Raw genomic sequence first — 19,515 nt, forward strand, 5'->3', positions numbered from 1 at the left:
CCGCGGTGGGCCGAGCGCGGCACGCGGCACCGTCCTTCAAGGCATCACCCGCGCCAGATAGGCCGCCGTCGCGCTGCCCGTCGCGGCGGCGACCCGCTGCGGCGGCCCCGACGCCACGATCCGCCCGCCCCGGTCACCGCCGCCGGGGCCCAGGTCGATCACCCAGTCGGCGCCCGCCACCACCGTCATGTCGTGCTCCACCACGACGACCGTGTGACCGGCGTCGACCAGTGAGTGCAGCCGCTCCATCAGCACCTCGACGTCGGCCGGGTGGAGTCCGGTGGTCGGCTCGTCCAGCAGGTAGAGGGTGTGGCCGCGGCGCCCGCGCTGCAGCTCGCTCGCCAGCTTGATGCGCTGCGCCTCCCCGCCCGACAGCTCCGTCGCCGGCTGGCCGAGGCGCAGATAGCCGAGGCCCACGTCGAGCAGCGCGCCCAGGCTGCGGGCGGCGGCCGGGGTGTCCGTGAAGAACTCCGCCGCGGCCTCCACCGTCAGGTCGAGCACCTCGGCGATGTTCCGCCCCCGGTACGTCACTTCGAGCGTCTCGGGGTTGTAGCGGGCGCCGCCGCACTCCGGGCACGGCGCGTACGTGCTCGGCAGGAACAGCAGCTCGACGCTGACGAACCCCTCGCCCTGGCAGGTCTCGCACCGGCCCCCGGCGACGTTGAAGGAGAACCGCCCCACGCCGTAGCCGCGCGTGCGCGCCGCGTCCGTCCCGGCGAACACCTTCCGTACGACGTCGAACAGGCCGGTGTAGGTCGCCAGGTTGGACCGCGGGGTGCGCCCGATCGGCCTCTGGTCGACCCGGACCAGCCGCCCGACCCCCGCCGGCTCCTCCGTGAACTCCCCGATCAGCGTGGACTTCCCGGAGCCGGAGACCCCGGTGACGGCGGTGAACGCACCGAGGGGGAACGCGGCCGTCACCTCCCGCAGGTTGTGCCGGGTGACCGGGCCGACCGTCAGCCAGCCGCGCGGCTCGCGGACCTCACGCGCCGGCCCGGGCGATTCGTCGAAGAGGAACGCGGCCGTCGCCGACTCCTGGACCGACGCCAGCTCGGCCGGCGGGCCGCTGTACAGCACGCGCCCGCCGTGCTCGCCCGCGCCCGGCCCCACGTCCACCAGCCAGTCGGCGCCGCGGACCACGTCCAGGTGGTGCTCCACCACGAACACCGAGTTGCCCGCCGCCTTCAACCGGTCCAGCACGGTCAGCAGGGCCTCGGTGTCCGCCGGGTGCAGCCCGGCCGACGGCTCGTCCAGCACGTACACCACGCCGAACAGCCCGGAGCGCAACTGCGTGGCGAGCCGCAGCCGTTGCAGCTCGCCCGCCGACAGGGTCGGGGTGGCCCGGTCCAGGCTGAGGTAGCCGAGGCCCAGCTCGACCACGGGCGCGATCCGGGACTTCAGGTCCTCGGTGAGGACCCGGGCGGTTGGCGTGCCGCCGTCCAGCAGCCCGGCCAGGTCGGCCACCGGCAGCGCGGCCAGCTCGGCGATGGTCCGGCCGCCGAAGGTCACGGCCAGCGCCTCGGGCCGCAGCCGGCTGCCCCGGCACACCGGGCACGGCCGGCTGGTCAGGAAGCGCTCCGCCTTGGCCCGCAGGGTCGGCGACTTCGTGTCGGAGAACGTCTTCAGCACATACCGGCGGGCGCTCATGTACGTGCCCTGGTACGGCCGCTGGATGCGGTCGGCGTCCCGGACCGGGTGCACGGTGACGACCGGCTGCTCGTCCGTGAACAGGATCCACCGCCGCTCATCGGCGGGCAGCTCGCGCCAGGGCCGGTCCACGTCGTGGCCGAGCGCGTCGAGGATGTCCCGCAGGTTCTTGCCCTGCCAGGCGCCCGGCCAGGCGGCTATGGCGCCCTCGCGGATCGACAGCGAGGGATCGGGGACCAGCAGCTCCTCGGAGGTGTCGTGCACCTGGCCGAGGCCGTGGCACTCCGGGCAGGCGCCGGCCGCCGTGTTCGGCGAGAAGGAGTCGGAGTCCAGGCGCCGGGCGCCGGGCGGGTACTCCCCGGCGCGGGAGAACAGCATGCGCAGTGAGTTGGAGAGGTTGGTGACGGTGCCCACCGAGGAGCGGGAGGTGGGGGCCGAGCGGCGCTGCTGCAGCGACACCGCGGGCGGCAGCCCGGTGATCTCGCCGACCCTCGGCGCTCCGACCTGGTGGATCAGCCGGCGGGCGTACGGCGCGACCGACTCGAAGTACCGCCGCTGGGCCTCGGCGTAGATCGTGCCGAACGCCAGGGACGACTTCCCCGAGCCGGACACGCCGGTGAACACGGCCAGTACGTCGCGCGGGACGTCCACGTCGACGCCTTTGAGATTGTGCTCACGGGCGCCGCGGACACGGACGTACGGGTCGTGGGGGCTGTGCATCGGGCGGCCACTCCATCCGCCCGTTCCCTAGGACTGCGGAGGGTTGCCCGGGTCCCGCCGGCTGCCGAACTCGTCCCTCATCTTGTCCTGCGCGGTGTCGACCTGGGACTGGTATGTGTCGCCGGTCCGCTTGTCGACGTAGTCGCCACCCCTGTCGATGCCCTTGTCGGCCATGCCTTCATGGCCCTTGAGCATGCCCTTGATCTTGTCCATGAAGGACATCGCAGCCCTCCTCGTCGCTTGAGGCTTGCCCTCCCAGGGTCACCGGCCCGGGCCGCATCCGCATCTCGGGCCGTGTCCCGGGCCGTCAGGATCCGGGGAGGAAGAGCGCGGCGAGACGCCGGTAGGAGTCCAGCAGGGCGGCGCGGTCGTGGGTGCTGGTGGTGACCAGCACCTCGGCGGCGCCGGTCTCCTTCAGCACCGTCTCCAGTTCGTGGGCGACCTGCTCCGCGGTGCCGGCGAGGTGGCCGGCGAGAGCCGACTCGTACAGCTCCCGCTCCTTCGCGCTCATCGCGCGGGTTTCGCTCGCCTCGGCCGGGGCGAGCGGCGGGAAGGTGCCGTGGGTGCGCGCGTACGCCATCGACCAGGCCTCCGGGACGAGCAGCCGCCGGGCCGCCTCCTCGGTGCCGGCCACCGCGATCGTTCCCGAGATCACGACGTACGGCTCCGCCGCCCAGGCCGAGGGCCGGAACAGCGACCGGTACCGGTCGATGCCGCGCAGCATCCTCTCCCCGTTGCGGAGATCGCCGATGACCACCGGCAGGCCCGCGCGGGCCGCGATCGCCGCGCCCTCGCCCATGGCCAGCACGAACGGCGGCACCCTGAGCCCCTCCGCGGGGCGGGCGTGCACCCCGGTCGGCGAGGTGCCCGCGAACCAGTCCAGCAGTTCGCCGAGCTGGGCCGCGAAGTCCTCGGCGTCCCCCTTGTCCCGGCCGAGCGCCCGGCGCACCCCGTCCGTGAAGCCCACGGAACGTCCGAGACCCATGTCGATCCGGCCGGGGAACAGCGACTCCAGCACCCCGAACTGCTCGGCCACGACCAGCGGCTGGTGGTTGGGCAGCATCACCCCGCCGGTGCCGACCCGGATGGTGCGGGTGGCAGCGGCGACGGCGGCGGCGAGCACGGTCGGCGCGGACCCCGCGACGCCGGGTACGCCGTGGTGCTCGGAGACCCAGAAGCGGTGGTAGCCCAGTGCCTCCGTCTCCCGCGCCAGCGCCACGGTGTCCCGCAGCGCCTCGGCGGGCGGGCGGCCCTCCCGGGTCCGGGAGCGGTCGAGGACGGAGAACCTGGTCCGGGCGATCACTGAGCTGCTCACGCACGGTTCAACGCCCTGACGAGCGGGTGATTCCCGCGCGTCACCTCACGGGGTGCGGTGCGAGGACGGCCAGCAGGCGCCGGGTGACGTCGTCGGCGTCCGCGCTGCCGTCGACCTCGTGCAGCACACCGGCGAGCCGGTAGCGCGCGAGCAGCGGCCGGCTCTGCTCTGCGTGGACGGCCAGGCGCGCGCGGGCGGTCTCCTCCGTGTCGTCGCCGCGCTGGACCAGGCGCTGCCCGCAGGTGTCGCACCGCCCGGGGGTCCGCGGCTTCCTGGTGTCCAGGTGATAGCTCTCCCCGCAGCCGGCGCAGGTGCGGCGGCCGGTCAGGCGGCGCAGCAGCGTCTGCTCGGGAGCGGTCAGGTGGAGCACCGCTTCGAGCCGTCGCCCGTGGCCGGTCAGCGCGGTGTCCAGGGCCTCGGCCTGCGCGAGGGTGCGCGGGAAGCCGTCCAGCACCACGCCGGACGCGCTGGACGGGCCGAGGATCCGGTCCAGGGCCATCGCGGTCACCAGGCCGTCCGGGACGAGGTCGCCGCGCCGCATGTGCGCGGCGGCCGCGGCGCCGAGCGGGGTCCCTTCCGCGACATGGCGGCGCAGCAGGTCCCCGGTGGACAGGTGCGGGACGCCCAGTGCCTGCCGCAGCCGGGCGGCCTGGGTGCCCTTGCCGACGCCGGGCGGTCCGATGAGGAGGAGGTGCATGAAGTGCCTTCCGTCGTACGTGCCGGTACGACCACGGTGCGCGGCGCCGCACCGCCCGGACAAGGACGCTCCGGCCGGTGGCGCACCGGGTACGACGAACGGTCGCCCGGCCACGACGAACGGTCGGCCGCGGGTCGAGCACCGCCGCCGGAGGGACGGCGGTGCTCCGTGGGCGTCGGCGTGCGTGTCGTGGCGGCTCGGCCGGGTCGGGGATGTGGATGGTCGGGGTGACGTTGTCGGCGTCTGCGGGGGGCCGGTCCGGTGGGGAGGCGGCGGTGCTTCGTAGAGGTCAGCGTCCGTGTCGTAGCGGCTCCGCCGACTCGGGGACGTGCATGGCCAGCATGAGGTCCTCGGCGCCCGCGGGAGGGCGGCCCAGCAGGGAGACGACGACCATGACGGCGAAGGCCAGCGGGACCGACCAGGCGGCGGGCTGCAGCAGGAGGGCGCCGGGCCAGCCCGCGGGGGCCGCGCCCAGGGCGGAGGCCACCGCGGCGCCGGTGGCCGACACCCCGCCGGCCACCAGTCCGGCACCGGCACCGGCCGCAGTCAGCCCGCGCCACCAGATGCCGAGGAGCAGCAGCGGGCACAGGGTGGAGGCGGAGATGGCGAAGGCCCAGCCGACCACCACGCTGATCTCCAGGGACCTCGCCGGCAGCGCCAGCAGCACGCCCACCGCGGCCCCCACGACGACGGTCAGCCGCAGGTCGCGCAGCGAGCCGGTGAGCAGGTCGTGGCCGATGCCGCCGGCCACCACCAGCAGCAGCCCGGAGGAGGTGGCCAGGAAGGCCGCGTAGGCGCCGGCCGCGACCAGCGCCGACAGCGCGGCGCCCCACGGCGGACCCAGCACCGCCGCGGGCAGCACCAGCGCCACCGTGTCGGTGGGCCCGGTGAGATACAGCTGCGGGACCTCCGTCCGGCCCAGCAGCCCGTACACGGCCGGGGTGAGGTAGAACAGGCCCAGCAGGGCCAGCGTGACCACCACCGCGCGGCGCGCCGCGACGCCGTTCGGGCTGGTGTGCAGCCGTACCAGGATGTGCGGCAGGCCGACCGTGCCCAGGACCGTCGCCAGCAGCAGCGACCAGGTCTCGAAGAGGGGGTGCGTGCCGCCCGGCAGGTGCAGCAGCGGCGTGCGCCAGGCCGTACCGCCCAGCTCCACGGCCCCCTGCGCCCGGGGCACCGCGGCCCCTTGCGGGAAGCGCACCCGCGAGCCGTCCGCGACGGCGTGGCGCCCTGGTGCCCAGCCGGCCGGGCGGCCGTCGACGGTGACGGTGACCGGGGCTCCCACCTGCAGGACCGCCGGTGCGTGGAACTCGACCGTGGTGGCGTGCCGGAAGTGGGTGCCCCGCTCCGGGTGGACGGCCGCGGACCGCCCGGCGGGACCGAGCGCGATGATCAGCGCCAGCGCGGGCACGGCCAGGAAGAACAGCTTCACGGCGTACTGGAAGGCCTGGACGTACGTGGCCGAGCGCATGCCGCCCAGGGCCACGGTGACGGCCACGACGGTCCCGGCGAGCAGCACCGCCGCCGGGTACGGGACACCGGCGAACCGGTCCAGGATCCGGCCGGCGCCCTGGAACTGCGGCACCAGGTACGTCCAGCCGATCAGCAGCACCGCCAGGCCCGCCAGCCGGCGCACGGGCGGCGAACCGAGCCGGTTCTCCACGAAGTCGGGCACGGTGTAGGCGCCGGAGCGCCGCAGCGGCGCCGCGACGGCGACCAGCAGCACCAGGTAGCCGGCGGTGAACCCCACCGGGAACCAGAGCACGCCCACACCGCTGGCCAGCAGCAGCCCGGCGACGCCCAGGAAGGAGGCCAGCGACAGGTACTCGCCCGCGATGGAGGCCCCGTTCAGGGCCGGGGACACGCTGCGGGCGGCGACCAGGAAGTCGCCCGTGCTGCGCACCACCCGCACGCTGAACATCCCGATCCCCAGCGCGGCCAGCGCGACCAGGCAGATCAGCGCGACGGTCATCGCATCCGCTCCGCCCGCTCGGCACGGCGCAGCAGGGCCAGCGCGGCGAGCAGCAGCACCGGGTACACGAACACGCCGACCAGCAGCCAGGACAGCGGGATGCCGGCCGCCCGGACCGCGCCCAGCCGCGGCACGACGGCGATCAGCAGCGGCAGGGCCAGCAGCAGCGCGACCAGCGCCAGCACCGTGGCAGCGGCCAGCCGGCGCTGGCGCAGATAGGCCCGCCGGGCGGCGCGCGCGTCGAAGTCCGGGGGCAGGACCAGCTGCCGGCCGGTGGCGGAGCGCCTGGCCAGCGCCAGCCGGGTCTGCGGACTCACCACCGCCACGCGGCGCGGCCGGCTCATCGCCGTGCCCCGCCGACCCGGCCCGCCCGGGCCGCGGCGAACAGCGCCTCCTTCAGCTGCCGGGCATGGCGACGGCTGACCGGGACGTCACCGCCGGCCGTGTGCGCGACCAACTGGCCCACGGCGTCCGTGCGCAGGTCCTCGACGGCCCGCAGGGCGACCAGGTAGCCCCGGTGCACCCGCACGAACCCGGCCCGGGACCAGCTGCGTTCGAGCGTGGACAGCGTCATGCGGACCAGGAACCGCCCGTCCCGGGTGTCCAGCCGCACATGGTCGCCGTGCGCCTCCACGAACCGCACCTGGTCCCGGCGGACATAGCGGGTACGGCCCCCGGACTCGACCTTCAGCACGGCCAGGTCACCGGCCGGTTCGGGCGGCGCCGCGGCCGGGGGCACGACGGCGGCGCGGGCCCGGTGGACCCGGTCGAGCGCCCGCCGCACCCGCCCGGCGGAGGCGGGCTTGAGCAGGTAGTCCACGGCCCCGATCCCGAACGCGTCGACCGCGTGCGCCTGGGAGGCGGTGACGAAGACGACGGCGGGCGGCCGCGCCAGCCGGGAGAGCACCGCGGCCAGCTCCATGCCGTCCAGTCCGGGCATGCCGATGTCGAGGAACGCGGCGTCGAACTCGCGGCCCCGCAGCAGCTTGAGCGCGGACACCGCGTCGGGGGCGGCGGCCACACGGCCCACGCCGGCCACGCCGTTCAGCAGGTGCACCAGCTCGTCGAGGCTGAGCGGCTCGTCCTCGACGACCAGCACCGACAGTTCCTCGGTCATCTCGTCGCCATCCCGGGTGCGGACAACGGAACCCGGAAGGTGATCCGGGTACCCGCGCCGGGCGCGGTCTCCACCACCAGCCCGTACTCCGGGCCGTACAGGGTGCGCAGCCGCTGGTCGACGTTGGCGAGACCGATCCCCGAGCGCTCGCCCCGCCCGGCCAGCACCGCCTCGGCCAGCTCCGGGTCCATGCCCGCGCCGTCGTCCTCGACCGTGATGGTGCAGTCGGGGCCCACGGCGGCGCCGGTCACGCTCACCGTCCCGCCGCCCCGCCGCGGTTCGATGCCGTGCCGGATCGCGTTCTCCACCAGCGGCTGCAGGGTGAGGAACGGCAGTGTCACCGGCAGCACCTCGGGGGCGACCCGCACCGAGGTGCACAGGCGGGAGCCGAAGCGGGCCCGTTCGAGCTGCAGGTACACCTCGATGGCGCGGAACTCCTCGGCGACGGTGGTGAACTGCCCGCGACCGGAGAACGCGTAACGGGCCAGCTCGGAGAACTCCACCAGCAGGTCCCGCGCCCGCTCCGGGTCGGAACGCACCAGGGACGCGATCGCGGACAGCGCGTTGTACAGGAAGTGCGGCGAGATCTGGGCGCGCAGCCGGCTCAGCTCCGCCAGCGCCAGCTCCTCCCGGGCGAGACCCAGCACGGCCCGCTCCAGGGCCTCGCCGAGCCAGTCCGCGAGCGCCTCCACCTGATCGGCCGCGATCTCGTCACCGGCCACCACCAGCGCCCCCGTGGGTTCGGCGCCGGTGAGCAGCGGCGCGGCGACGGCGCCGGCACCCCGCACCGGGCGGCCGTCGGTGAGGGCCCGGTCCGCGAGCGCGCCCGCGTCCTCGCGCACCTTCCCGGCCGCGCCCAGCGGGCCGGACAGGTCGCACAGGACGACCCCGGCGGCGTCCAGCAGCTTGCGGGCCCTGCGGGCGACCCGGTCGGCCGCCTGCGGGGTGAGGCCGCCGGCGAACTCGTCGGCCATCTCCCGGGCGGACCGCAGCACGGCGGCCACGTCGGCGCCGCCGGCCCCGAGCGGACCCCGCCGATGCCTGATCCCGGGCGGGTGGACACCGATCACGTACTCACCGTACGACCCCTCGGGCCGCCCTGCCGTTCACCGGCCGCGCGACCGCTCGTCGTGCCGCGCGCACCGCTCGTCGCGTCCGGCACGCGGCCCGTCGCAGCGCCCTTTCCGTCCCGGCGACGGCGAGCGCAGGGTCGTAACCAGGCATTCCGCCGAGGGCCGGACAGAACCGCACCGGCGGAGCCGCACCCCCACGGATCAACCCCCACGCATGACCCCCACGGACACGAGGAGCACCACCGTGACGGACCGCACGCCGCACCCGCACAGCGACCACCTGACGACCGCCGGTCCCTCCACCGTGCCGCGCTCCTTCGCCGCCCGGCACCCGGTGGACGCCGAGGCCCTCTACGCCCGGGCCGCCGCCGACCGGCTCGGCTTCTGGGCGGAGCAGGCCCGCCACCTGGCCTGGGACAAGCCGTTCACCACCGTCCTGGACGACACCGAGGCCCCCTTCCACCGCTGGTTCCCCGACGGCACCCTGAACGCCTCCGCCAACTGCCTGGACCGCCATGTGGCCGCCGGACTCGGCGACCGCGTCGCCTACCACTGGCACGGCGAGGAGGGCGAGACCCGCACGATCACGTATGCGGGGCTGCTCGATGAGGTGCAGCGGTTCGCGAACGCGCTCAAGGGGCTCGGCGTCACCGCCGGCGACGTGGTCGGCATCCACCTGCCGATGATCCCCGAGGCCGTCGTGGCGATGCTCGCCTGCGCCCGGATCGGCGCCGTCCACAACGTGGTCTTCGGCGGGTTCGCGCCGCAGGCGGTCGGCGAGCGGATGGCGGCCTGCGGGGCCCGCGTCCTGGTCACCGTCGACGGCGCACGCCGCAAGGGCCGCGTCACCGCGGTGAAGCAGGCCCTGGACGAGACCCTGGAGACCCTGCCCGGCCTGGAGCACGTCGTGGTCGTCGGCGCCACCGGGGCGCCGTGCCCGATGCGGCCCGGCCGCGACAGCTGGTACGGCGACCTGTGCGCCGCGGCCGGCCCGGACTGCCCCGCCGTGCCGCTGCCCGCCGAGCACCCGCTGTTCCTGCTGTACTCCTCGGGCTCCACCGCGGCGCCCAAGGGCATCGTCCACACCACCGGCGGCTACCTGACCGGCGTCACCTACACCCACCGGCTCGTCTTCGACCTGGATCCGGACCACGACGTCTGGTTCTGCACCGCCGACATCGGCTGGATCACCGGGCACAGCTACCTGGTCTACGGCCCGCTGGCCAACGGCGTCACCTCGGTGCTGTTCGAGGGGGCGCCCGACCACCCGCACAAGGGCATCTGGTGGGAGCTGGTGGAGCGCTACGGCGTCACCCAGCTGTACACCGCGCCCACCGCCATCCGCGCCGCCATGAGCTGGGGCGAGGAGCTGCCGGGCCGCCACGACCTGTCCTCCCTGCGGCTGCTGGGCAGCGTGGGCGAGCCGATCAACCCCACGGCCTGGCACTGGTACCACCGGGTCATCGGCGGCGGCCGCTGCCCCGTCGTGGACACCTGGTGGCAGACCGAGACCGGCAGCATCATGATCGCGCCGCTGCCGGGTACCACCGCCAAGCCGGGATCGGCCGCCCGCCCGCTGCCGGGCGTGTCCGCCGCACTCCTCGACGCCGACGGCACCCCGGTCACCAACGGGACCGGGCTGCTGACCCTCACCCAGCCGTGGCCCAGCATGCTCCGCACCCTGCACGGCGACGACGAGCGCTACCTCAGCACGTACTTCTCCCGCTTCGGCAAGGAGACCTACGTGGTGGGCGACGCCGCCCGGCTGGACGAGGACGGGCACTTCTGGATCCTCGGACGCACCGACGACGTCATCAACGTCTCCGGCCACCGGCTGTCCACCGCCGAGATGGAGTCCGCCATCGCCGCGCACCCCGCCGTCGCCGACGCGGCCGTGGTCGCCGTACCCGACGAGCTCACCGGACAGGCCGTGGTGGCCTTCGTGACGCCGGCCGACGGGCGGGCGGGCGACGCGGCGCTGGAGGCCGAGCTGCGCGAGCACATCTCGGTCCGCATCGGCAAGCTGGCCCGCCCCAAGAGGGTGGTCTGGACCGAGGCCCTGCCCAAGACGCGCTCCGGGAAGATCATGCGCCGCCTGCTGCGCGACCTGGTCACCGGCCGGCCTACCGGCGACGTGACGACGCTCGGCGAACCCGCCGTGATGGACGCCCTCACCGCCGCCGTGGCCCACCCCGCCCACTGACCCCCCACAGAAGAGAGACATCATCCCCATGCAGCAGCACACCGAGCACAGCGTCGTCGTCCTGAGCGGCGTCCGCACCCCCATCGGCAAGTTCGGCGGCGCGCTCGCCGACGTCCCCCCGGCCGACCTGGCCACCCTGGTCACCCGCGAGGCGCTGCGGCGCAGCGGCGTCGACCCCGAGGACACCGGGCAGGTGGTCTTCGGCCACGTCATCAACACCGAGCCCCGCGACCTCTACCTCGCCCGGGTGGCCACCGTGCAGGCCGGACTGCCGGTCACGGTCCCGGCGATGAACGTCAACCGGCTGTGCGGCAGCGGCCTGCAGGCCGTCGTCTCGGCCGCGCAGAGCATCGCGCTCGGCGACTGCCAGGTGGCCGTGGGCGGCGGCGCCGAGGCCATGAGCCGCGGCCCCTACTGGGTGCCGCAGGCCCGCTGGGGCGCCCGGATGGGCGACGGCCGGATGCTGGACGCCATGGTCGCGGCGCTCACCGACCCCTTCGACGGCGTCCACATGGGCATCACCGCGGAGAACGTCGCCGAGCGCTGGGAGGTCTCCCGCGAGGACCAGGACCAACTGGCGCTCACCAGCCACCACCGGGCCGCCACCGCGACCGCCGAGGGCCGCTTCACCGAGCAGATCGTCCCGGTGGAGATCCCCTCACGCAAGGGCACGGTCCGGGTCGCCACCGACGAGCACACGCGGCCCGGCATCACCGAGGCCGACCTCACCAAGCTGCGCCCGGCCTTCCGGCCCGGCGGCACGGTCACCGCCGGCAACGCCTCAGGCATCAACGACGCCGCCGCGGCCGTCGTCCTGGCGGATGCGGCCGTCGCCGAGGAGCGCGGTCTGGTGCCGCTGGCGCGCCTGGTGGCCTACCGCCACGTCGGGGTCGAGCCCGCCTGCATGGGCATCGGGCCCTCCCCGGCGATCAGCCGCCTGCTGGAGGACACCGGTCTGAAGGTCGACGACATCGACGTCTACGAGGTCAACGAGGCGTTCGCCGCCCAGGCCCTGGCCGTCGCGCGCGAGCTGGGCCTGCCGCCGGAGCGCACCAACCCCAACGGCAGCGGCATCGGCCTCGGCCACCCGGTCGGCGCCACCGGCGCCGTCCTCACCGTCAAGGCCCTGCACGAACTGCGCCGCATCGGCGGCCGGTACGCCGTGGTGTCCATGTGCATCGGCGGCGGCCAGGGCATCGCCGCACTGTTCGAGCGTGAGGGAGAGGTGTGATGACCGCCGGGAACCCGTTCGGCGCCTGGTCCCAGGGGCCCTTCCGAGGCTGGTACGAGGCCATGGAGCAGCAGGCCGCCGAGGCCACCGAGCAGTTCGTCTCGGGCAGCGCCTTCGCCGAGCTGCTGGGCCTGACCGCGGGCAACGTCGCCGCCCTGACCCGCATCAGCGGCGAGACCTGCGACCTGATGCTGCGCAACATGCGGCTGGCGGGCCGGGCCGACGTGACCCGGCTCGGCCGCCAACTCGCCCGCACGGAGGACAAGTTGGAGCGCGTACTGCAGGAGGTCGAGGACCTGCGCGACGAGCTGGCCGACCGGCCGGCCGGTGCGGAGGAGGCGTCATGACGGACCATCACCTCCTTCGCCCGGCCAGGGTGATGGCCGAGACCGCCCACCTGGTCCTGACCGCGGACGAGGCGAACGTCGCGGCCACTCCCCGCGACGTCGTCTGGACCCACCGCACGACGACGCTCTACCGCTACCGCAGCGACCGGCGCCGCCACCCCGTCCCGGTGCTGCTGGTGTTCGCGCTGATCAACCGGCCGGACGTGTTCGACCTCAGGCCGGGCAACTCCTTCGTGGAGTTCCTGCTCGCCGAGGGGTTCGACGTCTACCTGCTCGACTGGGGCGTCCCCGACGAGGAGGACGCCGACCGGGGCGTGGAGCACTACGTGTGCGACCAGCTGCACTGGACCGTGCGCCGGGTGCTGCGCAGCTCCGGCGGCGACCGGGTGTCCCTGGTCGGCTGGTGCATGGGCGCGGCGTTCACCGCCATGTACGCGGCGCTGCACCCCGGCGGCCCGGTGGCCAACACCGTCCTGCTGACCATGCCGTTCGACACCGAGGGCAGCGTGTACCGGCGCTGGGTCACGGCCGACACCTACGACGTGACCACCCTCGCGGACCTGCGGGTCGTCCCCGGCCACGCGATCGACTGGGCGAACAGGATGCTCAAGCCGGTCGGCAACTACGTGACCACCTACCGCAGGCTGTGGGACCAGGTGGAGCAGGGCACCGTCGACCGGGAGGCCTTCCAGTCGATGGCGCGGTGGGTCGGCGACAACCCGCCGTTCCCGGCCCGCGCCTACCGGGAGTGGATCACCTGGCTTTACCAGGAGAACCGCTTCGCGGCCGGCACCCTCCGGCTGCGCGGCAGGCGGGTGGACCCCGCCGCGATCGACGCCGCCGTCCTCGTGGTGACCGCGGCCGGCGACCACATCGCGCCGCGCGACGGCACCGTCCCCTTCCTCGACCGCGTCGGCTCCGCCGACGTCACCCACTTCGACCGCCCGGGCGGGCACATCGGCCTCATGGCCGGTTCCAAGGCCCGGGACCGCATCTGGCCCGATATCGCCGGCTGGCTCGCCGCCCGCTCGGCCACCACCCCCGCAAGGAGCATCTCGTGACCATCACCGCCCCCTTCACCACCGCCCCCGCCGACCGGAGCCTGCGGGACCGGGTCGCGCTCGTCACCGGCGGCACCCGCGGCATCGGCGCCGCCATCAGCCGCAGCCTGGCCGGCGCGGGAGCCACGGTCGCCGCCGCCTACGCCGGCAACACCCGCCGCGCGAGCGACTTCCTGGACCAGTGCCGCAGCGAGTTCGGGGCGGAGCGCGAGCAGGTCAGCGCCCACCAGGCCGACGTCGCCTCCGCGGCGGACTGCCGCCGCCTGGTCGAGGAGGTCGTCGAGCGCCACGGCCGGATCGACATCCTGGTGAACAACGCCGGCATCACCATCGACCGCACGGTGGCCCGGATGACCGAGGCCGACTGGCAGCAGGTGCTGGACGTCAACCTCTCCGGTCCCTTCTACCTGGCGCAGGCGGCACTCGGCCGCATGGTCGAGCAGGGCTCGGGCCGCATCGTGATGATCTCCTCGGTGATCGGCGAGACGGGCAACATCGGCCAGGCCAACTACGCGGCCACCAAGTCCGGCCTGTTCGGCCTCACCAAGACCCTCGCCCGGGAGGCGGCCTTCCAGCTGGCCAAGACCGGACGGCAGGACCCGTGCGGGCCGGGCATCACGGTCAACGCCATCACCCCCGGCTTCATCGCGACCGAGATGCTGGAGCACATCCCGGCCAAGGTGCTCGACCGCATCGTCGGCCAGGTCCCGCTGGGGCGGCTCGGCCGTCCCGAGGAGGTGGCCCGGCTGGCGCGCTTCCTGGCCGACGACGCCTCCGGCTACATCACCGGGCAGGTCTGGGGGGTCAACGGAGGCCTCGACATGTGACCGCAGACTCCCGGCCCGCGCGGCCCGCGCGGGCCGGGTCATCCAACAGTTCCCATTCGACAGGAGACAGTTCATGGGCATGCGAGCAGAAGAGTACGGCGCCGGGTTCGACTCGGCGGTCCGCGACCTGACGGACTTCCAGGACACATACCGTCACGCCGTGCGGCAGACCGGCCTCGCCGTCGTCGACGCCGTCGAGAAGTCGGTGACCGCGGCGGTGCGGGTCCAGGAGCAGGCCTCACAGGCCGGCACCGACTGGGCCGGGGAGGCCCTGCGCGCGCAGACCGGCCTCACCAAGGAGCTCAACGCCATATCGGCCGGCGTGCTCCGTCAGTTCCTGCGCTGACCGGAGACCCTGTGCAGCCGGCGGCCGCCACGGCGGCAGCCGGCTGCCGTGCGCCCCCGTGCCCCGGGCGCGCCGCAGCACGGCCGGCTACTGATCGTCCGGAGCGATCCGGCGGCCGGTGATGGTCGTGGGCCGGATCGACACCCACATGTCGCGCTCGCCGCCCGCCCAGGGCGTGGTGTGCGCGCGCCGGGCGAGCGTGCGCACGGCCTCGGGCTCCGTCACCACGTGCGCGGGGCCCACGGCGAGCACGCTCCAGCCCTGGCTCAGGGCCTCGTCCAGGTGGTCGACCTCGAAGGCGACCTCGGTCTCCGCGGCCTCCGCGGGCACGGAGTGGGGTGCGGTGCGGAAGACGATGGCGTCGTCCACGACGTCGTAGTTGACCGGTACGACCGCCGGGCGGCCGTCGGGCGCCGACACCGCGACGCGCCCCACGCCGTGCGTGGACAGCAGTGTGCGGCACTCCTGCGGGCTCAGGTCCCGCAGGCGCGGGTGCATCATCGCCCGGCCCTGACCGGGCGGCTGATCGGCGCCTCCGCCGCGCAGGGCGGCCACCGTGGTGCCGAGCGCGTCCGCCAGCCTGATGAGCGTCGCGAGGGTCGGGTCGGCCGGGCTCTCCTCCAGGTAGGCCAGGTATCCGGGGGACATCCGGGCGCGGCCGGCCACTTCCTCCCGGCTGAGCCCCTGCCGGTGGCGTTCGGCGGCGACGCGCCGGCCGATGTCGCCGGGGTCGGCCTCGCACGGGGCTTGCGCACCGCCGTGTTCGAGATGGCGGATGTGCGCGTCGGGCCCGGGGAACACGAGCGTGACTTCGTCCGTGTCCGACCAGCGCACGTCGTAGGGGGGTGTCCCGTCCTCGTGGTGGAGTCCGATGATCTCGCCGTCGCGCTTGGCGGCGCCGGTCGCCGGACTCTCGACCACGAGTTGGTCGCCGAGGTGAGCTCGCATGATCGTCGCCCTCTCCGCACAGTGCTGCTGTATCCAACCTGCCACGGGGGACACCCCGCCGCACGGGCGCCGAGAGCCGCGGGCGGCGGCCGGTGGGCGCCGCGGCCACGGACGGCGCGCGGAGGCGTCCGTCATTCCGCCGGATGCCCGTCTCCGGCGGTGCGGCGACGGCTCCCGCAGCGTGGACGGCGGGGCCGGCGTCCTGGTCGTCGGCAGCCGGGGCAGGGGCGGCTGCACCCGCGCCCCGCTCGACTCCGTCAGCGGGCACGTGTCGCAGCATGGGAGCCGTCCGGTCGTGATCGTGCGGCAGGGGGGTGGCCGCCCGTTCACTGGCTAGGGTTTCCGGTGTGACGGACAGCAGCAGACTCCCGCTCGCCGTGTTCGACCTGGACAACACCCTGGCGGACACCGCGCACCGGCAGCACTTCCTTCGGACGCGGCCGAAGCAGTGGGACGCGTTCTTCGCGGCGGCGCCGCAGGATCCGCCGCTCGCCGAGGGCGTCGCGCTGGCCGGCGAGAGCGCCGGCGGCTGCGAGGTCGTGTATCTCACCGGCCGCCCGGAGCGGTGCCGACAGGACACCCTGGACTGGCTCGCGGCCCATGGACTGCCCGAGGGGCGCGTGTACATGCGCGGCAGCGCCGACCGCAGGCCCGCCCGCTTCACCAAGCTGGAGATCCTGCGCCGGCTCGCCCGGGGCCGCGAGGTGCGGGTCCTGGTGGACGACGACGAGCTGGTGTGCGACGACGCCGAGCGCGCCGGTTTCACCGTCGTACGGGCCCGCTGGGCCGCGAAGTCCGCGGCACTGGAGGAGGCTCAGGAGCGCGAGGGGGGCACCTGAGGGCGCCCGGACGGGCGCCGGAGGGCGCGGGCGCTCAGTCGCCGTCCTCGAGGCGGAAGCCCACCTTCAGGCCCACCTGGTAGTGCTCGATCCGCCCGTTCTCGATCTGGCCGCGGACCTGCGTGACCTCGAACCAGTCGAGGTTGCGCAGCGTCTGGTCGGCGCGGGCGATGCCGTTGCGGATGGCCTGGTCGAGGCCCTCGTGCGAGGTGCCGACGATCTCGGTGACCCGGTAGGTGTGGTCTGTCATCGGGGGGCTCCTTAACGCCGTGCGTCACGCCGTACTCCACCGTGCCGTATCCCGGCCGGTCCCGCACGGCGTCGGCCCGTACCCGGGGCAGGCCTTGACCCCGGCATTGGTCCATACCAAAATCAGAACACCCGTGCGAGCACCCGTGCTCGTCCCCCCACGTCGGGCCCCCACCCCTGTCCGCACCGCCCTGCCAGACAGAACAGGACCCCTCGTGAGACGTCGCCTGCTCGCCCTCATCTGCGTCACAGGTTCCCTCGTCAGCGCCTGCGGGATGCTCCCCGGCGGGCACGGGCGCAAGACCGTCACCGTGTGGCTGATGAAGGACAGCGCCTCCCAGGACTTCCTCCGGCGCTTCACCGCCGACTTCGAACACACCCACAAGGACCTGCGCCTGGACATCCGCATCCAGGAGTGGACCGGCATCGTCGACAAGGTGCGCAAGGCGCTCGACGACGACTCCGGCAACGGGCCGGACGTCATCGAGGTCGGCAACACCCAGGTGCCCCTGTACGCGGACGGCGGCCGCCTCGCCGACCTGACCCTGGAGTCGCTGCGCGACTGGGGCAAGGACACGTGGCTGCCCGGCCTCGCCGAGCCCGGCAAGGAGAACAACCAGCAGTTCGGCATCCCGTGGTACGCGGCCAACCGGGTGGTCATCTACCGCAAGGACCTGTTCCGGCAGGCCGGCATCACCCGCCCGCCGAGGACGCGCGACGAGTGGCTCGCCGACACCGAGAAGCTCGACTCCGGCGGCAACCAGGGCATCTACCTCGCCGGGCAGGACTGGTACACCCTGTCCGGCTTCATCTGGGACGAGGGCGGCGAACTCGCCGTCCAGGAGGGCGACTACCACTGGAAGGGCACCCTGGACACGCCGGCCGCGCTGCGCGGCATGGACTTCTACCGGCGGCTGCAGGCGCTGGGTGCCGGGCCGAAGGACGCCGACGAGGAACACCCGCCGCAGGCGGGGGTGTTCGCGCGCGGCAAGGTGGCGCAGATCGTCGCCGTCCCCGGCCTCGCCCGGGCGATCGTGCAGCAGAACCCGGCGCTGAAGGGCGAGATCGGCTTCTTCCCGGTGCCCGGCAGGACCGCGGCCCGGCCCGGCGCCGTGTTCACCGGCGGCTCCGACCTGGTCGTGGCGGAGCACACCAAGGACCAGTTCGCCGCGACCGCCGTCGTCGGCGCGCTCACCGGCGCCAAGTGGGACACCGAACTCGCCCGCACCATGAACTACGTGCCCAACAAGACCACTCTGGCCGGCGCGGTCGCGGGCGAGCCGGGGGTCGCCGCCATGGCCGCGGGCGCGGCGCACGGCCGGGCGACCCCCAACACGCCTCAGTGGGCCGACGTCGAGGCCGACAACCCGATCAAGCAGTACATGACCAGGGTGCTGACCGGAGCCGACCCGGCGACGGAGGCCCGCCGCGCCTCCCGGAGGCTCACCGAGGAACTGACTCCGGACCTGTGACTCACCGCGCCACGCTCAGCGACAGCGCGAAACGGCCCTGTGCGTCCGTCCACCAGTGGGTCAACTCCAGCCCGGCGACGGCCAGTTCGCGGGTCACCCCCTCCCTGCGGAACTTCGCCGACACCTCGGTGCGCAGCTCCTCGCCCGCGGCGAAGTCCACCGCGAGATCCAGCGCGGGCACCTTCACGGTCTGCGCGGTCCGCGAGCGCAGCCGCATCTCGATCCACTCCTGCCGGGCGTCCCACAGCGCCACGTGGTCGAAGGCGTCCGGATCGAAGTCGGCGCCGAGCTCGCGGTCGATGACGGACAGCACGTTCTTGTTGAACGCGGCCGTCACCCCGGCCGCGTCGTCGTACGCCCGGACCAGCACCCGCTCGTCCTTGACGAGGTCGGTGCCCAGCAGCAGGCTGTCGCCGGGAGCGAGCAGGGCGCGCACCGAGGCCAGGAAGGCGGCACGTTCGGCGGGCAGCAGGTTGCCGATCGTGCCCCCGAGGAAGGCGACCAACCGGGGGCCCGGCGTGGCGGGCAGGGCGAGCGGGGCGGTGAAGTCGGCGATCAGCGCGTGCACCTCCAGGTCCGGGCGGTCCTCGATGAGGGCGCGCCCGGCCCGGGTGAGGGCGCTCTCGCTGACGTCGACCGGCACGTACACGGCCAGCGAGGTGAGCGCGTCGATCAGATAGCGGGTCTTCTCCGAGGAGCCCGAGCCCAGCTCGACCAGCGTCCGGGCACCGCTCGCGGCGGCGATCTCGCCGGACCGCGCGGCGAGGATCTCCCGCTCGGCGCGGGTGGGGTAGTACTCGGGCAGCTCGGTGATCCGCTCGAACAGCTCGCTGCCGCGGGCGTCGTAGAACCACTTCGGCGGCAGCCACTTCGGGCGGGCGGTCAGGCCGCGCCGGACGTCGGCGCGCAGCGCGGCGTCCGTCGCGTCCTCGGGCAGGGTGCGGGTCACGCGCAGAGGACTCACGTGCAGGGCTCCTTCGGGGATGGGGGTGCCTCCGCTCGAGCGGAGCCGAGAGCGGGGGAGGCCGCCGGGTCCTCCAGCGGGGCGAGCAGCACGCCGGCGCGGCTCGCGGTGAGCACGGTGCGGTCGGGAACCTCCTGCCAGAGCGGGTCGTCGTCGTACGGCTCGGAGGCGACGACCGTGCCGCGGCCGGGCTCGGTGCGGTACCAGAGGGTGTCGCCCCAGGCGGTCGCGGTGATCGTGGCGCCGTCCGTCAGCAGCAGGTTGAGCCGGGAGGCGGGGGCCGCCCGCGCGAACGCGCCAACCGTCTCGGCGAGGGCCCGGTCCGGATCGTCGCCGGAGCGCAGCCGGTGCAGGACGAGCGCCCAGACGAACGCCGAGTCGTTCCGCGCGGGCAGCGACAGCAGGTCGACCGGGGGCAGTTCGGACACCAGGGGCGCCGCCGCGTCCGGCCAGCCCGCCACGGCCCCGTTGTGGCTGAACAGCCAGC

General features: G+C 74.4%; 19 protein-coding genes and 2 pseudogenes. 9 read left to right on the forward strand and 12 right to left on the reverse strand.

Features of this window, described 5'->3' with window-relative positions; translation table 11 throughout:
- Nucleotides 1-36 precede the first annotated feature (36 nt).
- The 8 genes from ACLU3S_RS27060 to ACLU3S_RS27095 all read right to left on the reverse strand — a co-directional run bounded on the left by ACLU3S_RS27060 (nt 37) and on the right by ACLU3S_RS27095 (nt 8,538).
- The gene (locus ACLU3S_RS27060) at nt 37-2,367 is read right to left on the reverse strand and encodes an ATP-binding cassette domain-containing protein (RefSeq protein ID WP_413954564.1); all 2,331 of its coding nucleotides are present in this window, start codon (nt 2,365-2,367) and stop codon (nt 37-39) included.
- A 27-nt stretch (nt 2,368-2,394) separates the two neighbouring features.
- Nucleotides 2,395-2,589, reverse strand: coding sequence for an antitoxin (locus tag ACLU3S_RS27065; protein ID WP_413954565.1), 195 nt, complete (start codon nt 2,587-2,589; stop codon nt 2,395-2,397).
- An 85-nt stretch (nt 2,590-2,674) separates the two neighbouring features.
- Nucleotides 2,675-3,682, reverse strand: coding sequence for an LLM class flavin-dependent oxidoreductase (locus ACLU3S_RS27070; protein ID WP_413954566.1), 1,008 nt, complete (start codon nt 3,680-3,682; stop codon nt 2,675-2,677).
- Nucleotides 3,683-3,722: 40 nt separating this feature from the next.
- Nucleotides 3,723-4,379 (reverse strand): adenylate kinase, encoded by a 657-nt coding sequence (locus tag ACLU3S_RS27075; RefSeq protein WP_413954567.1) that lies wholly within the window; start codon nt 4,377-4,379, stop codon nt 3,723-3,725.
- 289 nt (nt 4,380-4,668) lie between these two features.
- A complete protein-coding gene (locus ACLU3S_RS27080) occupies nt 4,669-6,351 on the reverse strand; it encodes a cation acetate symporter (RefSeq protein WP_413954568.1) in 1,683 nt (560 codons plus the stop codon).
- Entirely contained in the window at nt 6,348-6,695 is a 348-nt protein-coding gene (locus ACLU3S_RS27085; RefSeq protein WP_413954569.1) for a hypothetical protein, read from the reverse strand. The genes ACLU3S_RS27080 and ACLU3S_RS27085 overlap by 4 nt, the downstream gene beginning before the upstream one ends.
- Complete coding sequence (locus tag ACLU3S_RS27090; protein ID WP_413954570.1) at nt 6,692-7,468, reverse strand: LytR/AlgR family response regulator transcription factor; 777 nt, start codon at nt 7,466-7,468, stop codon at nt 6,692-6,694. Before ACLU3S_RS27090 ends, ACLU3S_RS27085 begins: the two co-directional genes overlap by 4 nt.
- Nucleotides 7,465-8,538: a sensor histidine kinase gene (locus tag ACLU3S_RS27095; protein ID WP_413954571.1), complete on the reverse strand. Its 1,074-nt coding sequence runs from the start codon at nt 8,536-8,538 to the stop codon at nt 7,465-7,467. The genes ACLU3S_RS27090 and ACLU3S_RS27095 overlap by 4 nt, the downstream gene beginning before the upstream one ends.
- Before the next feature lie 283 nt (nt 8,539-8,821).
- On the opposite strand from ACLU3S_RS27095, the gene acs reads away from it, so the two are divergent.
- The 6 genes from acs (at nt 8,822) to ACLU3S_RS27125 (ending at nt 14,556) form a co-directional block, all read left to right on the forward strand.
- Nucleotides 8,822-10,744, forward strand: a complete 1,923-nt coding sequence (gene acs / locus ACLU3S_RS27100; protein ID WP_413954581.1) for an acetate--CoA ligase — start codon at nt 8,822-8,824, stop codon at nt 10,742-10,744.
- Between the two features lie 28 nt (nt 10,745-10,772).
- The gene (gene bktB, locus ACLU3S_RS27105) at nt 10,773-11,975 is read left to right on the forward strand and encodes a beta-ketothiolase BktB (protein ID WP_413954572.1); all 1,203 of its coding nucleotides are present in this window, start codon (nt 10,773-10,775) and stop codon (nt 11,973-11,975) included.
- Nucleotides 11,975-12,322 (forward strand): hypothetical protein, encoded by a 348-nt coding sequence (locus tag ACLU3S_RS27110; protein ID WP_413954573.1) that lies wholly within the window; start codon nt 11,975-11,977, stop codon nt 12,320-12,322. Before bktB ends, ACLU3S_RS27110 begins: the two co-directional genes overlap by 1 nt.
- Nucleotides 12,319-13,383, forward strand: a complete 1,065-nt coding sequence (locus ACLU3S_RS27115; RefSeq protein ID WP_413954574.1) for an alpha/beta fold hydrolase — start codon at nt 12,319-12,321, stop codon at nt 13,381-13,383. Before ACLU3S_RS27110 ends, ACLU3S_RS27115 begins: the two co-directional genes overlap by 4 nt.
- Nucleotides 13,380-14,210, forward strand: coding sequence for a 3-oxoacyl-ACP reductase FabG (gene fabG, locus ACLU3S_RS27120; RefSeq protein WP_413954575.1), 831 nt, complete (start codon nt 13,380-13,382; stop codon nt 14,208-14,210). The genes ACLU3S_RS27115 and fabG overlap by 4 nt, the downstream gene beginning before the upstream one ends.
- A 79-nt stretch (nt 14,211-14,289) precedes the next feature.
- The gene (locus tag ACLU3S_RS27125; protein WP_413954576.1) at nt 14,290-14,556 is read left to right on the forward strand and encodes a hypothetical protein; all 267 of its coding nucleotides are present in this window, start codon (nt 14,290-14,292) and stop codon (nt 14,554-14,556) included.
- 87 nt (nt 14,557-14,643) lie between these two features.
- Here ACLU3S_RS27125 and ACLU3S_RS27130 read toward each other — a convergent pair whose 3' ends face one another.
- Complete coding sequence (locus ACLU3S_RS27130; RefSeq protein ID WP_413954582.1) at nt 14,644-15,504, reverse strand: DUF1918 domain-containing protein; 861 nt, start codon at nt 15,502-15,504, stop codon at nt 14,644-14,646.
- A 190-nt stretch (nt 15,505-15,694) separates the two neighbouring features.
- Between ACLU3S_RS27130 and ACLU3S_RS27135 the strand changes: the two are divergent.
- A pseudogene (locus ACLU3S_RS27135) lies at nt 15,695-15,841 on the forward strand (universal stress protein); the annotation flags it as partial.
- 10 nt (nt 15,842-15,851) lie between these two features.
- Nucleotides 15,852-16,343 (forward strand): hypothetical protein, encoded by a 492-nt coding sequence (locus ACLU3S_RS27140; RefSeq protein ID WP_413954577.1) that lies wholly within the window; start codon nt 15,852-15,854, stop codon nt 16,341-16,343.
- Nucleotides 16,344-16,377: 34 nt separating this feature from the next.
- Here ACLU3S_RS27140 and ACLU3S_RS27145 read toward each other — a convergent pair whose 3' ends face one another.
- Complete coding sequence (locus tag ACLU3S_RS27145; protein ID WP_413954578.1) at nt 16,378-16,593, reverse strand: dodecin; 216 nt, start codon at nt 16,591-16,593, stop codon at nt 16,378-16,380.
- 214 nt (nt 16,594-16,807) lie between these two features.
- On the opposite strand from ACLU3S_RS27145, the gene ACLU3S_RS27150 reads away from it, so the two are divergent.
- On the forward strand, nt 16,808-18,064 hold the full coding sequence (locus tag ACLU3S_RS27150; protein ID WP_413954579.1) for an extracellular solute-binding protein: 1,257 nt from the start codon (nt 16,808-16,810) through the stop codon (nt 18,062-18,064).
- 1 nt (nt 18,065) lies between these two features.
- Here ACLU3S_RS27150 and egtD read toward each other — a convergent pair whose 3' ends face one another.
- Nucleotides 18,066-19,028 carry an L-histidine N(alpha)-methyltransferase gene (egtD, locus tag ACLU3S_RS27155; protein ID WP_413954580.1) on the reverse strand — a complete coding sequence of 321 codons (963 nt, stop codon included), beginning with the start codon at nt 19,026-19,028 and terminating at the stop codon, nt 18,066-18,068.
- Nucleotides 19,025-19,515, reverse strand: a pseudogene (locus ACLU3S_RS27160) (class II glutamine amidotransferase); the annotation flags it as partial. The pseudogene ACLU3S_RS27160 and the gene egtD, both read right to left, overlap by 4 nt.

It is taken from the genome of Streptomyces sp. AF1A (assembly GCF_047340315.1).
In the GTDB taxonomy this organism is placed as follows: domain Bacteria; phylum Actinomycetota; class Actinomycetes; order Streptomycetales; family Streptomycetaceae; genus Streptomyces.

Coding starts and splice junctions, on each gene's coding strand:
- ACLU3S_RS27080 (WP_413954568.1), bottom strand. CDS start 6,351: ATGACCGTCGCGCTGATCTGCCTGGTCGCGCTGGCCGCGCTGGGGATC.
- bktB (WP_413954572.1), top strand. CDS start 10,773: ATGCAGCAGCACACCGAGCACAGCGTCGTCGTCCTGAGCGGCGTCCGC.
- ACLU3S_RS27110 (WP_413954573.1), top strand. CDS start 11,975: ATGACCGCCGGGAACCCGTTCGGCGCCTGGTCCCAGGGGCCCTTCCGA.
- ACLU3S_RS27085 (WP_413954569.1), bottom strand. CDS start 6,695: ATGAGCCGGCCGCGCCGCGTGGCGGTGGTGAGTCCGCAGACCCGGCTG.
- ACLU3S_RS27130 (WP_413954582.1), bottom strand. CDS start 15,504: ATGCGAGCTCACCTCGGCGACCAACTCGTGGTCGAGAGTCCGGCGACC.
- ACLU3S_RS27115 (WP_413954574.1), top strand. CDS start 12,319: ATGACGGACCATCACCTCCTTCGCCCGGCCAGGGTGATGGCCGAGACC.
- ACLU3S_RS27065 (WP_413954565.1), bottom strand. CDS start 2,589: ATGTCCTTCATGGACAAGATCAAGGGCATGCTCAAGGGCCATGAAGGC.
- ACLU3S_RS27145 (WP_413954578.1), bottom strand. CDS start 16,593: ATGACAGACCACACCTACCGGGTCACCGAGATCGTCGGCACCTCGCAC.
- ACLU3S_RS27060 (WP_413954564.1), bottom strand. CDS start 2,367: ATGCACAGCCCCCACGACCCGTACGTCCGTGTCCGCGGCGCCCGTGAG.
- ACLU3S_RS27075 (WP_413954567.1), bottom strand. CDS start 4,379: ATGCACCTCCTCCTCATCGGACCGCCCGGCGTCGGCAAGGGCACCCAG.
- ACLU3S_RS27125 (WP_413954576.1), top strand. CDS start 14,290: ATGCGAGCAGAAGAGTACGGCGCCGGGTTCGACTCGGCGGTCCGCGAC.
- ACLU3S_RS27090 (WP_413954570.1), bottom strand. CDS start 7,468: ATGACCGAGGAACTGTCGGTGCTGGTCGTCGAGGACGAGCCGCTCAGC.